Consider the following 15,625-nt stretch of genomic DNA (forward strand, 5'->3'; position numbering starts at 1 on the left):
TATCGCTGCGCGATATGCAAGCGAACTGGGGTGCTTCGCACCCCAGTTGCGCCCCGCTCCGCGAGAGCGCCAGCGGCACGCTCCGCGTACCGCGCCCGGCACAGCCGGGCCAGCCCCTCCGCTTCGCTCCACGGCCAACAGCAGTGAAACCGGGCCGCGTTGCGACCCGGGCCCGGGCTCCGCCCGACCCGGTGGCCTCCGCCGCGCTCCAGCCACCCATGACCCCGCGTCAACACTCGTGCGGTCAGGCGTACCGCGCTCCGCGCGGTACGCCCACGGGCCTGACGGCCCGGCAGCAGCGGAGGGGTGGTGGTGACGGGCAGTCGGGCGAGTGACTGAACGCGGGGGCCCGGCCACCCGAATCGGGAGAGCGGACTGAGGGGCCGTCAAGACTCCGGACTGGCTTGCAATAAGGCAAGACTAACAGCTTTCAGCCACGTTAGGGGGAATCTCGGCATTCGCGTGCTTCATTTTCGAGAGCGGGATAGAATCTGGACTCAGGGCACACCACCCCGGACCTCTCCGGGAGGTTATCGAGATCCATCCCACGGCCTGACCGGGGCTCCGGTGAGGCAGAGCAACCAGCCGATCGCGTCAGTCCAACCGTAGCCCTCGCGGCTCCTCTACGTGCAGGTTTCCCGTTTCCCTCCGCTCGAATCGACCGGACGGCACCCCAAAAGAAGGCAAACGAATATGTCGAGCACAGACCGCGCTGATCAGCGCGAGGCCGCCCAGCGAGAAGCCATTGACGCGGTGCTCCGTGCCCTCGAATTGCCTGCAAGATCACTTGTGCCCGAACGAGGGCTTCGAACGCAGGTGATCATGGCGACCGGGTCCGGGAAGACCCGGGTGGCGGTCCGCAGCGCGGAGGAGCTCCACGCGGGCCGTGTGCTGGTCCTCGTGCCCTCGCTGGACCTCCTGGCGCAGACCGAGGTCGCGTGGCGCGAGGGGGGCCGCAGGGGGCCGATGATCGGGGTGTCCTCGCTGCGGGGTGAGGAGGTGTCCTTCCCCAGCACCACGGACGTGGACGAGCTGGTGGAGTGGACCCGGGGCCTGGAGAAGGTGACGGTGTACGCCACGTACGCCAGCCTCGGTCTGGGCACGCTGGAGCGGGCGCACGCTGCGGGTTTGGCGGCTTGGGACCTGATCGTCGTGGATGAAGCCCACCGGGTTTCGGGCCGGATCGGGAAGCCGTGGGCGGTCGTCCACGACAACCAGAAGATCCCGTCCTTGCGCCGTCTGTACATGACGGCCACGCCCCGGCTGTGGCAGCTCGGGGACGAGGGCGAGGCTGGCGCACCCGGCGAGCTTGTCGCGAGCATGGACGACAATCCGGACGGGCCCTTCGGCAGCAGGGCGTTCACTTTGACGCTCTCGGAGGCCATCGACAGGGGAATTTGTGCCCCCTACCAGGTCGTATGCGTGGACGTCACCGACACCGCGCTCCAGGCCGCGCAGCTCCTGGGCGCGGAGGGCCGGTCGGCAGAGGTCCGCGGGGCGCGGCTCGCCGCTCTGCAGACCGCGCTGGTGAAGGCGTCTGCTGAGGAGGGCTTCCGCCGCACGCTGGTGTTCCACCATGTGGTGAAGGAGGCCGAAGCCTTCGCGGCCGGCCTCCCGGACGTCGCCGCGCAGCTGCACGCCAGTGATCCCGAGCTGTACCCGGCCACGATCTGGGCGGACTGGCTCTGCGGGGACCACAAGCCGCTCCACCGCCGCCGGCTCCTGGGTGAGTTCGCCGACGGGATCGCCTCGGACGGCACGGTGGTGGAGAAGTGCTTCCTGTGCTCAGTGAAGGTGTTGGGCGAGGGCGTCGACACGAAGAACTGCGACTCGGTGTACTGGGCGGATGTGCGCGGGTCGATGCCGGACCTGGTCCAGGCGGTGGGGCGGGCGCTGCGGATGCAGCCGGGCGAGGGGAAGATGGCCTCGCTCGTGGTGCCGGTGCTGCTCGGGCCGGGCGAGACGGCGGACAACATGCTGACGTCCCGGGCGTTCGGCGGGTTGGCCAAGCTCTTGGAGGCGCTGCGGGCGCACGACGCGAGGATCGTGGAGACCCTCGCGGAGCAGCAGGCCCCGAGCCGCTACGTCAGCAAGGACGAGAGCGGGAAGAGCACGGGCGGGAGCGGCGACGGCTCCAGAGGCGTCAGCGCCCCCGCCAAGGCCCTGCTGAAGTTCTCCACGCCGCGTGACCCGGCCGCCCTCGCGGCGTTCATCAACCTGCGGGTTCTCAACCCAGAGCACGAGCACTGGCGTCGCGGGGTGGAGGCCGCCGTCATCTTCGCCCGCGAACACGGCGACCTCCGCGTCCCGTTCACGTTCCGCGTCCCGGCCGGGGACGAAGCCGAAGCCGAAGGGTGGCCGGCCTCGCTCGCAAACTTCCCGCTGGGGCAGTGGACCGCAGACGCGCGCCGGTTCTACGCCCGCGGGAACATGGACGAGGACCGCGTCGCGCAGCTGGAGAAGCTGGGCATGATCTGGTCCCACTTCGACGTCGCGTGGGAGGAGGGTCTGACCGCCGCGCGCGGGTGGGCGGCCGAACACGGGCACCTCCTGGCCCCGCTGGACGCCGCGCACCAGGGCTACAAGGTCGGGATCTGGCTGAAGAACGCCCGCGCCGCCGCACGGCGCGCCCTGGACCTCGAACAACGCCAGGCCGAAGGCTTGCCGGTGGAGTCATGGGCCGGCGCCCTGACGGAGGAACGGCGCGAGCAGCTGGAGGAGATCGACCCGTCTTGGTGCCCGGCCTGGCCGGTGGAATGGCAGCGGGCCTTCCACCTCACCCGGATGCACCTGGAGGAGATCGGCGGCGAGCTGCCCACCGAGCCGGGCGACGTCGTGCACCGGGGCGAAGACCTCGGACGATGGGTGCGGGCGCAGCGGCTGGGCTGGGAAAAGCTGACCGGAGTGCAGCAGTGGATGTGCGAACAGGTCCTCGGGATCGAGCCCGCCAGCGAGGACGAGAAGCCGCCCCCACGCCGCACGCAGGCCGACAAGTGGGCGATGAACTACGAGGCCGCCAAGCAGTTCTACGAACGCGAGGGACACCTGCGCGTACCGAGGAAACACGTCGAACGGATCGTCGGCGAAGACCAGCAGGAGCGAGAGCACAAGCTGGGAGCCTGGATCGGCAACCAGCGGAGCAGGGCCGCGACGCTGACACCGGAACGGATGGAGCAACTGTCCAAGATCGGGATGCGGTGGACATAGCGCATGGGCGGGCACCTGCGGGGCAGGGCAGTGGGTCCCGGCCGCGTACGAGGGAATTCACGATCGTCCCGGACAGCGACAACAGCGCCGCCGTCTGCCCGCCGGCGACGAGAGAATGTTCCAGCTACCGGAGTGCAACGGACAGCTGTAGTCACCACCGTCTAGGCTCCACCCGTATCCGGAACACACGGGGGTGGCGGATGGATCCAGTGGTACTCGGTGGCAGGCTGGCCTCCAATCTGGTCGGCTCACTGATCAGGAAACTCTTCGTGGCGGACGGGCCTGGTGCTGGACTGGTCGACAGGCCCGTGCGGCTGAAGGACCTGGTCTCTTTCCGTGGTGAGAAACGCACGCTGGGCGAGAAGGACGTGCACAAGCTCGCGGAGCATCTCGTCCAGGAAGCGATCGACTCACCCGGCGAACTACCCTTTCGCACCCAGGAACGGGTTGCCGTGGCCAATGCACTGGCCCGAAGGCTGCTTGCCCTAGGGGATCTGGACATGAGCGATATCCAAGCCGTGCGGCTAGGTCAGCGGGAACTGGCGCGCACGTTGCGTCATCAGGGGCCCAAGCCGGATGGGCTGTCATCCGACGCTCAGCTCTTCCTCGACTCCGCGACGGAGTGGGCCTGCCTGCAGATCCTGGAGTTCTTCACCCGCCGCTCGACTTTCGTGGCTCGTACCCTGGTGGAACAGACCCGGACGCAGGCGGACCTCATCGCGAAGGTCGATGAGGTGCTCGCCCGTACCCCGCGCCCAGGTGCTCGGGACACAGCCTTCGAGCACGGCTACCTCAACTACGTCGCCAAGAAGCACGGCAAGCTCACGATTTACGGCATCGACCTCAGCAACTCGCCGGATCGCTGGCCGCTGGACGCCGCCTACCTCAGCCTGGACGTCATCGGACACGGGGGAGAACCAGACTTCGGGCTAGAGTCGGCCTCCCCCGTCTCCGCCCCTGCCCCCGCCGATCAGACGCTAGCCAACCACGACCGAGTGCTGTTGCGCGGGGTTGCAGGCTCGGGCAAAAGCACGCTGATCCAGTGGCTCGCGGTGTCGGCGGCGACCGGCCCCGCGGACCGCATGGCCTACCTCATCGGCCGGATCCCGTTCGTGCTCCCCCTGCGCACTCTCACCCGGCACGGCGAACGCCTCCCCTCCCCCGCGCACTTCCTTACCGCCGTCGGCTGCCCCCTGGCCGGCACGCAGCCGGAAGGCTGGGAGCACCGCGTCCTGACCAGCGGGCGCGGACTCGTCCTGGTAGACGGCCTCGATGAGGTGCCGGAGCCCGAACGCGAACGTACGAGGACCTGGCTGCGCGACCTGCTGGAGGCCTACCCCGGCAACCGCTGGCTCGTCACCTCACGTCCCTCGGCCGTGCGCGAGGACTGGCTCGCCGCCGATGGATTCACTGAACTCGGCCTCTCTGCGATGGGCCCATCGGATGTGGCAGCCTTCATCAGGCGCTGGCACCGGGCAGCCGCCACCGGCGCGCCTGACGAGGATGCTGCCCTGGCTGTCTACGAGGCCCAGCTACGCGACGCCGTCCGCACCAAGCCAGACCTAGGCCGATTCGCCACGAATCCGTTGATGTGCGGTCTGATCTGCGCCCTGCACCGCGACCGGCGTGGCTACCTCCCACACGGCCGTAAGGAGTTGTACGACTCTGCTCTCTCCCTGCTGTTGGTCCGCCGCGACCGCGAACGTGACATGGCGACCCCCGAGCTGAGCGAGGAACCCCAACTGCAGCTCCTCCAGCGTCTCGCCTACTGGCTCATCCGCAACGGCCGAACAGAGATGGACCGCAGCCGCGCGGAGAGCATCATTGCAGAGGTGCTCCCGGCGATCCCGGCGGCGCAAGTCCTCGGGGACGCGGACGCAGTGCTGCGCCACTTCCTGATCCGCACCGGCCTGCTCCTCTCCCCCACCCCGGGCACGATCCACTTCGTGCACCGCACATTCCAGGATTACCTAGGGGCGCGGGCGGCCGTGGAAACTGGCGACTTCGGCCTGCTGGCGGAGCACGCCGCCGACGACCAGTGGACAGACGTCATCCGCATGGCAGTGGCACAAGCCCGACCTCGTGAACGGGCCGAGTTACTCAATCTACTGACGGCCTCCGCGGACAAACGCGTCCATCTGCTGGCGATGGCGTGCCTTGAACATGCCACGGAGCTTGATCCGGCCATACGGCGCAGGGTCGAGGAGGCGACGGCGACGCTGCTGCCGCCCCACACGGACGCCGAGGTCAAGGAACTGGCACAGATCGGGCCGCTGATCCTGGAACTGCTACCAGGCCCGGATGTGCTGTCCGACGACGAAGCCGAGGCCGTAACGGCGACGGCAGCGCTGGTCGGCACGGAGGCAGCGGTGCCGGTGCTGGCGCAATACCGGAACCATTCCGCTGAGAGGGTCCGGACGAATCTGATGCGGGCGTGGCATCTCTTCGATGCTGAGGTGTACGCCGATGAGGTGCTGGCCCACGTCGACACCCACGACCTGTTCCTCTTTCTCACTTCGCCCGCGCAGGTGCGTACCTTGCCACGTCTCGGCGATCGGACACGACTAGGCATAACAGGCGACCATGATCCTGCAGACATCCTCGGGGCTCTGCCCGAACGGGTGGAGTACCTCGGTCTTTACGAGAACACCCTGCTGAACGACCTGCGGCCATTCGCCTCTCTGCCCTCGATCCACCACATGAACTTGGTGAGCTGTCCAGGAGTTGAGGATCTTCGGCCCCTGACGGAGATGAGGCTGACATCCCTGTCTATCCGGGACCTTGGCGGGACAGCCGGGCTGGACTACCTCACCACGCTCCAAGCGATCACCGTCATGACGCGTTTGCCGGACGGGTTGACCGCCCTGCCACAAGACGCTCCACTCGCCAGTCTGTCACTGGGCGAAGGCGCTATCACGGAAACCGGACTGCGAGGTGTGAGCACCTGGCCGACGCTGGAGAACCTCTACATCCAACAAGATATCGGCGACCTCGCCCCCAGGGACTGGGCTGAGATTGCCAGGCTCCCGCGTCTCAGCTCAATGAGCATCGCAGCTAAATACCTCCCCGGTCTTCTCTCCGCCCCACACCTGCCCAGCCTCAAGACCGTGTATGTGACGAGCATTCATGAAGACACTGACCTCACGCCACTATCCGGTACCTGTCCACAGGTCCGGACGGTCGGGCTGTACCTGGAACAGAACCCCACACGGCTAGTCCCGACTCTCTACCAGGCCTTCTTCCCTAGCGCCGAGGTCACGGTCCACCCCACCCGCCCTCTGCTCTTCTGAGGCAGTCCGGCACAGAGAAGGGGGCAGCGCTCGAAAGCGCGGCCCGAGAATTCCGTCCCGCCCGCCGCTGTGCGAGGTGACTCTCCGGACACCCGAGACGGAGGGTCGGTGCACGACGATCGGCGCGCTGGTCACGCTCTCCAACGTGCCCAGGGCCGGTTCAAGCGGCGAGTCGGCCCGAGGCACTAAGGGAGTGTCGCCGGTCCAGTTGATCCGGCCCGGGTCGCCGGGGCGGGTCGTACATCGCCCGGCCGCCGGCGCCGAACTGCCCCACAAGGGTGTATTCGATTGATCACTTGGCGCTACCCTGCTGAGGAGCGCAGGGGGGCGTATGCAGTACGAGCAACGGATGTACGCACGGCTGAAGTTCTTGGAGCTGATGGCCGAGCTGAATGAGACTTCGTTCGAGACCTTCTTCCATGACCTGATGTGTGCGCGCTACCCGGAGTTTTTGGACGTGCGGACGCACGGACGGCTGGGTGATCAGGGCTCTGACGGTCTGATGCTGCACGAGCACAAGCTGTACGCCTGTTACGCGCCCCAGACGGTGAGTGCCACAGAGATCAGAAAGAAGATCGACTCGGATCTGGCCAAGGCGCTGGCGAAGCGGCGCGAGCAGTTCGACACGTTCGTCTTCGTGCACAACGACCGCCGGGGCATGCATCCGGAGGTCGCAACGGTATTGTCCGAAGTCGAGCGTCTTCATCCGCAGTTACGGTTCCAGCAGATGGGCACGCGCAGACTCTGGCACGAGTGCATGCAACTTGAGCTCGCATTGGCCGAGGACGTTCTGGGCTGCCAGATACCGATCCAGCCGGTCGTCCACGGCATCGGCATGGAGGACCTCGCTCCGCTGCTCAAGCACCTGCGTGAACAGCGCAAGGCGGCCGATCCTCTGATGCCGCTGCCCGAGGTTGACCCGGGGAAGCTGGACTTCAACCGGGTGCAAGGGGAGGCCCGCGAGGATCTGCTGCGCGGGATGCGGCACAGTCACTTGGTCGATGAGTTCTACGCGGGCACGATCCGGGCGGTTGAGCACGATGAGGTGGCTCAGGGGTTCCGGCTGTACTACGAGCAGGTCCGGCGGGAGTGGCCGGACGCCGAGGACGTGCTGTGGCAGCTGGAGATGTACGTGCTGGGCAACGGCAGCGTGCCCCCTCGCATGCAACGAGCGGCCTGGGTGATCCTCGCGCACTTCTTCGAGCGCTGCGACGTCTTCGAGGCGCCGCCGGCGGACTGGACACCTTCCGGACTGGGGATGCTCGCGTGATCACTCCAACGAAGGGCATCGCGCCGGACAGGTGCCTGCTGGCGGTCGGTGCGCAGGTCCTGCTGCAGCTGGATGAGCCGCGGTCGGTCAGCCAGGCGTGGGCGCGGCTGAGGAAGTGGCGGGCTGAACATGGTCATCACGCACCGGTATCGTTCGGCTGGTTCGTGCTGGCCTTGGACGTGCTGTACAGCATGGGCGCGGTGGAACTGCGCCGGGACGTCCTAGTTGCGAGGAGTGTCAATGCTGCGGCGCTTGAGCGCTGACGATCGCCGGTTCAAGACCGCAGCATTTACGGCGGGAATGAATCTGATCGTCGCCGACCGGACGCAGTCTTCCTCCGACACGGACAGCCGTAACAGCGCTGGCAAGTCCAGCCTGGTCGAGCTGATCCACTTCCTGCTCGGGGCCCGGGTCACCAAGACATCCTTGACGTCGAAGAAAGCGCTGCGTGAGATCACGTTCAGCCTTGAGATGACGTGGCCGGATGCCGGGCCGTTGCAGGTATGGCGCGCCGGTAGCCGGCCCAATGTCGTGCATATCGAGCCGGACGTGAGCGTCGGTGATGACCGTCGGCCTTCGATATTCGACTTCGGCGGGCCGGCCGAGCTGGGTGTGGAGGACTGGAATCGGCTGATCGAGCGGGATCTGTTCCATCTGCGGGAGGATCATCCGGGTGTCAGCGGGCGCACCATGCTGTCGTTCTTGGCGCGTCGTGCCTCCTCGCACGGGTTCAATGAGGCCACTCGCACCTTCGCCCGCCAGGCGGAAGCCGATGCGACCACCAATCTCGCCTATCTGCTGGGGCTGGACTGGCAGCTGGCCAACGGCTATCGCGAGCTAGCCGCCCGCAAGGCCACCCGCACCCAGCTGCGCAAGGCCGTCAATGACCCTGTCTGGGGTCGCATCGTCGGGACCACCGCCGACCTGCGCGGCCAGATCACTCTGGCTCAGGCCCAGGTTGACCGGCTTCAGGCGCAGATCGCGGACTTCCAGGTCGTCCCCGAGTACGAACGGGTCAAGGAGCAGGCCGACGACGTCGCCCGGCAGATCAAGCAGCTCGCCCAGAACGACGTCATCGACCGCGACAACCTGGAAGAACTCCAGCAAGCCATCACGGAAGCCAGTGACGTCGATACCGGCTACCTGCGGCCCGTCTACGAAGAACTCGGAGTCGTCCTCAGCAACCAGGTACGCCGCCGCTTCGATGAAGTGCAGACCTTCCATCACTCGGTCGTCCGCAACCGCAGGCGCTTCCTCGACGCTGAGATCGCCGAACTCACCGACCGCCTCGAAGGCCGCCGCGCCGAACGAGCCCGCCTGGGCGAGGAACAGTCCCGCCTGCTGCGCATCCTCAACGACGGCGGCGCCCTCGAAGCCCTAACGGCCTTGCAGCAGGCCCTGGCCCGCGAGCAAGCCACGCTAGAAGCACTGCGCCACCGCTACGACGCCGCCCACACTCTGGAAGCCAGCGCACGGCAGATCACCGCCCAGCGTCTGCAGCTACAGCAAGCCGTCACCACCGACCTTGACGAACGCGCCGAGCAGACCGCTGAGGCAACGCTGCTGTTCTCCCAGTACGCCCAACGCCTCTACGGACAGGGACGTGAGGCCTACCTTGCCATCGAAGCCGGCCCAAACAGCCTCCAGATCCGCCCCCACATCCACAGCGACGACAGCCGCGGCATCAGCAGCATGGTCATCTTCTGCTTCGACCTGACCCTTGCTGTCCTCGCTCACCGCCACGGCCGCGGCCCCGACTTCCTCATCCATGACAGCCACCTCTTCGACGGCGTCGACGACCGCCAACTCGCCGCCGCCCTCAAACTCGCCGCCGACGTCACCCGCGAAGAAGATCTGCAGTACATCGCCACCTTCAACAGCGACGACCTCGATAAGGCCACCCGCCGCGGCTTCGACCCCGCCCCCTACGTACGGCAACCCCACTTGACCGATCGCCTGAACGACGGCGGCCTCTTCGGATTCCGCTTTTGACCGCGTCCGCTGCCGAGGCCCCACACCGAGTAGCGGCAGCGTCAGCAGTCGCCGCTGGGGCGCGGGGCGGGCATCGATCGGCCGCCAGCACCGAACAGCACCAGCTGCGTCTGCAGGCAGACAGTGTCGAGCTCGTCCTGTACCCAGCCGGTGATGTCGAGCAGCCGGTGTCCAGAACAACCTTGTTGAAGCCTCGGGGAGATGAATCATGAGTAATGGGGAGGGCCTCTGGGTGGGAGGCCATCAGGTCAGTCGGCTACGAGACGGATGGGGCCCCGAGCTGGTGGCTGCCTTCACGGACGACATGTTGCACATGCGGTCCGTGACAGCTCGTGAGGTGTACGGCCCTGACGCTGATGACGTCGATGAGTTCATCGAGCGCTCCCTCAGAGGGGCAGGCTCCGTGGTCTCGGAACGGCTGAGCCTGCTCGATTATACCGAACAGGCCACCATCGAATTCCTCGATGCGCTGCTTGACGATGAGCGCTCCCAGTCAGGGCTGGGTCCGCTTCTCCAGGGTCAGCCAGACCCCCGGGAGGAAAAGCGCTCCTACTTGGCCGGTTACACCGCACTGGACTGGATCAAGAACCTCGGAGCTAAAGCATCCAACCCACCTTCCCATGAGATAGGCGGAGCCTCCTGGCTGCTGAACATGCTCGAGTACTCCGAGCCGGGATTCGCTCTCAAAGCCGCCCTCCTGGGGCTTCCCGACGCGGAAGTCGTATTCATCCTGGACGGGAACCAGGTCGACGACGTAGCCGATGACCCTGATCTCCTGCACCTCTGCTCTGACGCAGCAGAGGCCGTGCACGCACAGTCTGCCGCGCATGCCCCCATAGTCGTTCTCACTGAAGGGCATAGTGACGTCGCGATCCTCGAGCCGGCATTGAGTCTGCTGTACCCACACCTCACGGACCTTGTGCGGTTCATGGACTACAACAACAACCCACGCGGGGGCGCGGGCTCGCTGGTTGTCACCGTGCGTGCGTTCGCTGCGGCACGCATCGCCAACCCCGTCGTTGCACTGTTCGACAATGACACCGGCGCCCAGGAAGCCCTCCGACCTCTGGCCCAAAGCTCCCTACCGAGCAACATCAAGATTTTGCGCTGCCCACCCCTTGAGCTTGCGAAGTCCTACCCGACGCTTGGGCCACCGACCGCCGAGGCACCGATGGGCCGTATATCGATGGCGGACGTCAACGGGCTAGCAGGGTCGATCGAGCTCTACCTGGGCCGGGATGTCCTGTCGCTTCCTGACGGCAGTCTCCGGCCTGTCCAATGGCGCAGCTACAGCGAAGGCAGCAAGCAGTACCAAGGTGAAATCACCGACAAGAAAGCCGTGCAGCAGGCATACCAAGAGAAGCTGGCACGCGCTCAAGCAGACCCTTCTGTCATCGCCAGCCAAGACTGGACTGGCATACGCGCCATCCTGGACATGGTCATCCGTGCCTTCGACTGAGTCAGGCTGTCAGGAAGTGTCGCCGGTCTAGTCGAAGCGAGCCGCATCGCCAGGGCGTGGGTCGTAAATGGCCCGGCCGCCGGCGCCGAACTGCCCCAGCTCGGTGGAGAGCGCGACGCCGGTGTCGACCTCCTCCTGCGTCCAGCCGGTGAGTTCGAGCAGCAGGCCGTCCAGCGGCCCGCCGACCAGTTCGGCGTAGCGCCGGTTCGGCCGCGGGCCCGGGTGGTCGTGGTTGGCGCCGTAGACCCGGCGGCGTAGCAGCTGCTCGTCATCACGGTCCATCCGTTCAGCCTGGCAGCCGCCACTGACAGTCGGGTGCGGTCGCGTCACCTGCGGAAGCGGGAGAGCCAGGTTCCGCCGGCCTTCTGCTCGGGCAGGGCCTGGCCCTGCTCTTGATGCCGGTGCTCGTCCGGCCAGGCTTGCTGTACGTCGGTGACGAACCGCCGGTCGCAGTCCTCGCACAAAGACGGGCGGGGCTCTGGGGGAACGCCCCAGCCGACGCGCTCGATCGCCTTCCACCGTTCGTCGGTGAACGTGGCACCGCAGTCGGTGCAGACAGGACGACGGGCCTCACGCTGGAAAATCTGCTGCTCTGCCCCACCACGCACCGGCGCAGGATGAGCCTGTGCGCCGACCGCTTGGCCTTCGGCGGCGACGGCCCTTTGCTTGCAGTCGTCGCACAGGTGCGGGTGGGTGTCCTTCGGGGCTCCCCAGTCCGTCGCGTGAGCCGCCTCCCACCGTTCGTCGGTGAACCTCGCCCCGCAGCCGGTGCAGACGGGACGGCGGGCCTCACGCTCGGCTGCCTTCTTCGCAGCCTGCTCCTGGGCCACCCGCCGTACCTGTGCCTGGTACTCGTCCTGCCGGACCTTGGCCTCTTCCCGGGCACGGGCATCGGCCGCCTCACGACGGGGATTGCCGATCGCTTCCCGCAGAGGCTGCATGTGGTCGCGGCCGAAGCGGAGGAAGACCGGTCCGGCCGGGCCGTGCTCGCGCAGGTTCTGCAGGCCGGTCGCGATGATCGGGATCCTCCCGTCGTAGTGGTGGTAGCCGCCCTTCTGCCGCTCCCCCTGCCACAGGTGGCGGGTCAGCTCGCTCAGGCGCGGGACGGTGCGGTTGGGGTTGCGCTCGCCGATGTGGTTGAACACCAGCAGGACGGGCGGGTGCGTCGCATCGCCGGACCAGGTGGCCGGAGCCGTCCAGCGAGTGCGCCACATCGGGCGCTCACGGCCGTCGGTGTCCTTCACCCTCCGCCGGAAGAACCGGGCGTACTTCTCCAGCTTGTCGGCAAGCTCCTCGGCGGTCTCGTGGCAGTTGTCGACCTCGATGAACAGCAGGGGCACCTGGTCCTGCGGGGCGGTGAGGACGATGTCTGCCTGGGCGCCGCCCTTGCCGGGTGCGTTCCAGGTGCCGGTGGCGGGCAGCGGGACCTCGGTCCAGTACGAGGCGATGGTGCCGATCCCGGGCGGCGCGTCGACGGCGGCCTGGGCGGCGGCGCGGACTTCGGCCGGGTCGTCGGCGAGCTTGGCCAGGTTCGGCTTCGGGCGCAGCATCGCGATCACGGTCTCGTTGACGGCCATCGGGTGGGAGGCCCCGCTGGAGCCCGCGCCGCGAGCGGTGGAGCCCATCTCCGTCACCGGGTGGCGCAGCTCGTAGGAGGCGGCCTCCAGGCCCTTGGCGGTCAGGTTCCGTAGCCTCTCCCCCGTCTCGGTGGAGCCGCCGTTCTCGGCGAGGTTGTGCTTGCGCATGTCGGAGAGCGCGCCGGTGTGCGAGGCGGTGCGAGCGGTCTTCTGCTCGGACAGGGTCTTCTTGTCGGTGTGCCTAAAGCTCAGGTGCGGAGCGCCGATCCGCTGGATCTGATCAGCCGTGGCCACCTTCAGCACTCCAAGCACCCGCAGCACGTCACCGCGGAAACCATTCGTCGACCCCGCCGGGTTGTTCTTCCGCTTCCCCGCCATCAGCTCTGCTCCCTCGTCACTCGCGACCGGCCGCTGGCCGACCGCCGCCGCTGGCCGCGCCCGCCCGGGGAGGGCGTCCGGGCCCCCGGAACCCGATGCTCTCCTCCCATACGGACATCAGGAGGAGAGAAGAGGGTTGTGACGGCGCAGTTTTCACGCCGATTCCCGGCCTGACCAGGGACTTTTCCCCGACCCCGGGTGCCGGGCACCAAAGTGGGTCCCCAAGTGCCCTCCGAAGTGGGCACCCAAGGAGCCCCCTTCGGCTTGCCCGCCACAGGCCGGCCTTCCGGCGTGATCGGCCCGAGCGTTGTCGCTGCCCGGCCTTCGGGTGGGTGGTCGTCATCGTCTCGTCTCCTTCGCTGCCCCGGCCCGGGGCGTTGATCCGAAGGAGCAGCGTGCAGGGGCACCCCTTGGCCGCAGTCTGACGGTGGCTGGTAGCGAGGCAGGTCAAGGGGAAACGCGGCGGGCGCGGCCGGGCGGCGGACCCGGACAAGGGGTCGGCTGCCGGGGCCGGCTTTCAAGTCGTCAGCTGGACAAGGGGGCCGGGTTTGCCCCTGGCAGCCCGGTTCGTCCCATCCCGTGGAGCAGGGAGAAATCTCTGGGCCTCTGTCCACAGGGCGACCGCCCGAGGCTGCTGGGAGTCGTCGCGATCCGCGCGGCGACCGACAGTTGAGGAGACCTCCATGCCGTACCTGATCCCGTCCCGTACCCCGCTCACCCCGGAACAGGTGGGGCGCGCCTTCGACTTCTTCCTGGCCCTGCAGACGGGCGGCGGGGGCAACGTCACCGGCCGCGCGGACGCCGACCCGGAGCTGTCCTTCGTGCTGCTGCGGCTGGCTGAGGACATCGTCCTGCCCGCCACCGCTGTCTCCAGCGACTGCGAGCTGACCGCCGACTCGTTCGCCCTGGACGAGGTCGGGTGCATCCTGCTGTCCGTGCTGCGGGACTGGGCGAGGGACTCCCCGGCCACGGCGGCGCTGGGCATCGCCCGCAGCATCATCCGGTTCACCGCGAACGTCATCCCGGACCCCGACGATGCGGACACCGCCGGCACCTTGGAGACGATGCGGGACGAGCGCCTGGCGATGGCGGCGGCCTTCTACGGTACGCACCAGTAGCCGCGCGCCGGATGGCTGGAGGGCGGGAGTGGCGCGCATCCACCCGGTGCGCGCCACTGGGTGGCGTCCACTCGGTGGCGTCCACTCGATCCGATGGCGCCCACTCGATGGCCTCCACCGATGGACATCCACCCGGTGCACGATGCGCGCCGCGGATGGATGTCGGGTGGGAGTGGCTCGCATCGGGTGGGCTCGGTGCGGTGTTCCGGGTGGGCCGGTGCGGCGCGTTTCCCCTTGACACGGGCCTGTGTCAAGGGGAAACGCGGCAGGGTGCATTGGGGTGGATGCCGAGCATCGTCACCGGCGATGTTGTGCACTCCGGAACGATGTCGTGCATCCATCCGGAGAGTGAGCCCCCGCCAACTTGACGCCGCAGGCCAAAGGGCTGGTGTGATCAGTTCTGGGGGTGCTCGTGCTGGTCGCGGGCGGGAGTCCGCGGAGAAGATCATTTGTCAGCGGTTGACTTCAAGGTTTGTCAGGACGAGCAGGGCGCACAGGAGTTGGGTGGCGCGGGCGGGGTCGGTGCGGAGTTTGGTGAGGGTCCGCCAGTTCTTGAGGTGGGCGAAGGCGTGCTCGACCGGTGCGCGTCCGACGGCGAGGACGCGGTTGGCAGTCTTCTGGCCGGAGGTGGGTTTGTGGGTGCGGGTGGCGGTGTAGCCGGTGACGATCACGGGGTCGAGGATGTCGTTGTCCAGGCCGCGGAAGCCGAGGTCGGCCAGTGCCCCGAGGCCGGCGGCACGCAGGTGGGCCAGGATGTGGTCGTGGCGGGCGGCGGTGTTGTCGTGGGTGCGGCCGGGCCGGGCGGCGGATATCCAGATCGGGCGGCCGTTCTCGTTGGTCAAGGCGAGGAAGTGCAGGCCGTGGCTGTGGTGCTTGCCGGAGTAGTTCCGTCGGTCGGCCTTGCCGGTGCGACGCTGGGTGCGGATGAGGGTGCCGTCGATCAGGACCACCTCGCCACCCTGCCTGGCGAGCTTCTTCAGGGCGCGATCCAGGCGCGGTGCTTGGAGCGCGAGCAGTCCAAGCAGTTCGTCGCGCCAGCGACGGACGGTGGATTCGGACACGTTGTTGCCGCCGGCCATGTCGGCCAGGCGCTGGTCGTGGCGCAGCACGGCAAGGACGATCACCGCGATCTTCCCCGGCGGCAGGATCCGCCACCTGGACTGAATCGCCTTCAGATGGCGCCTGAGCAGATCGGCGAGGTAGTTGACGGTGCGCGTGGACAGCGGCAGGCGGCACTGGTAGGTAAGCGGGCAGGTGTCCTCGGCGCGTTCTTCGGTATTCGTCACACAAGTCCAACAGCCGCCGGGGGCATTCTGGTTACGCCCGTGCAGCAC

At 67.5% G+C, this 15,625-nt stretch carries 10 protein-coding genes; 7 read left to right on the plus strand and 3 right to left on the minus strand.

The window, feature by feature from the left end; genetic code table 11:
* Nucleotides 1-693 precede the first annotated feature (693 nt).
* The 6 genes from OH809_RS00005 (at nucleotide 694) to OH809_RS00030 (ending at nucleotide 11,218) form a co-directional block, all read left to right on the plus strand.
* Nucleotides 694-3,207, plus strand: coding sequence for a Helicase associated domain protein (locus OH809_RS00005; RefSeq protein ID WP_406415191.1), 2,514 nt, complete (start codon nucleotides 694-696; stop codon nucleotides 3,205-3,207).
* A gap of 200 nt (nucleotides 3,208-3,407) precedes the next feature.
* Nucleotides 3,408-6,497 carry an NACHT domain-containing protein gene (locus tag OH809_RS00010; protein ID WP_406415193.1) on the plus strand — a complete coding sequence of 1,030 codons (3,090 nt, stop codon included), beginning with the start codon at nucleotides 3,408-3,410 and terminating at the stop codon, nucleotides 6,495-6,497.
* A 379-nt stretch (nucleotides 6,498-6,876) separates the two neighbouring features.
* Entirely contained in the window at nucleotides 6,877-7,767 is an 891-nt protein-coding gene (locus tag OH809_RS00015) for an ABC-three component system protein (protein WP_406424617.1), read from the plus strand.
* Nucleotides 7,764-8,030 carry an ABC-three component system middle component 6 gene (locus OH809_RS00020; protein ID WP_406415194.1) on the plus strand — a complete coding sequence of 89 codons (267 nt, stop codon included), beginning with the start codon at nucleotides 7,764-7,766 and terminating at the stop codon, nucleotides 8,028-8,030. The genes OH809_RS00015 and OH809_RS00020 overlap by 4 nt, the downstream gene beginning before the upstream one ends.
* Complete coding sequence (locus OH809_RS00025; protein ID WP_406415196.1) at nucleotides 8,020-9,759, plus strand: ABC-three component system protein; 1,740 nt, start codon at nucleotides 8,020-8,022, stop codon at nucleotides 9,757-9,759. Before OH809_RS00020 ends, OH809_RS00025 begins: the two co-directional genes overlap by 11 nt.
* Nucleotides 9,760-10,042: 283 nt before the next feature.
* The gene (locus tag OH809_RS00030; RefSeq protein WP_406415198.1) at nucleotides 10,043-11,218 is read left to right on the plus strand and encodes a hypothetical protein; all 1,176 of its coding nucleotides are present in this window, start codon (nucleotides 10,043-10,045) and stop codon (nucleotides 11,216-11,218) included.
* Between the two features lie 27 nt (nucleotides 11,219-11,245).
* Here the strand turns inward: OH809_RS00030 and OH809_RS00035 are convergent, their stop codons facing one another.
* Nucleotides 11,246-11,500 carry a hypothetical protein gene (locus tag OH809_RS00035; RefSeq protein WP_406415200.1) on the minus strand — a complete coding sequence of 85 codons (255 nt, stop codon included), beginning with the start codon at nucleotides 11,498-11,500 and terminating at the stop codon, nucleotides 11,246-11,248.
* A 44-nt stretch (nucleotides 11,501-11,544) separates the two neighbouring features.
* The gene (locus OH809_RS00040) at nucleotides 11,545-13,173 is read right to left on the minus strand and encodes a replication-relaxation family protein (protein ID WP_406415202.1); all 1,629 of its coding nucleotides are present in this window, start codon (nucleotides 13,171-13,173) and stop codon (nucleotides 11,545-11,547) included.
* Between the two features lie 683 nt (nucleotides 13,174-13,856).
* Here OH809_RS00040 and OH809_RS00045 point away from each other — a divergent pair.
* Nucleotides 13,857-14,291 carry a hypothetical protein gene (locus OH809_RS00045; RefSeq protein WP_406415204.1) on the plus strand — a complete coding sequence of 145 codons (435 nt, stop codon included), beginning with the start codon at nucleotides 13,857-13,859 and terminating at the stop codon, nucleotides 14,289-14,291.
* A gap of 452 nt (nucleotides 14,292-14,743) precedes the next feature.
* On the opposite strand, the gene OH809_RS00050 is transcribed toward OH809_RS00045, so the two are convergent.
* Nucleotides 14,744-15,577, minus strand: coding sequence for a transposase family protein (locus OH809_RS00050; protein ID WP_406415205.1), 834 nt, complete (start codon nucleotides 15,575-15,577; stop codon nucleotides 14,744-14,746).
* Nucleotides 15,578-15,625: the final 48 nt, after the last annotated feature.

This window comes from Streptomyces sp. NBC_00873 (assembly GCF_045207415.1).
GTDB lineage: Bacteria > Actinomycetota > Actinomycetes > Streptomycetales > Streptomycetaceae > Streptomyces.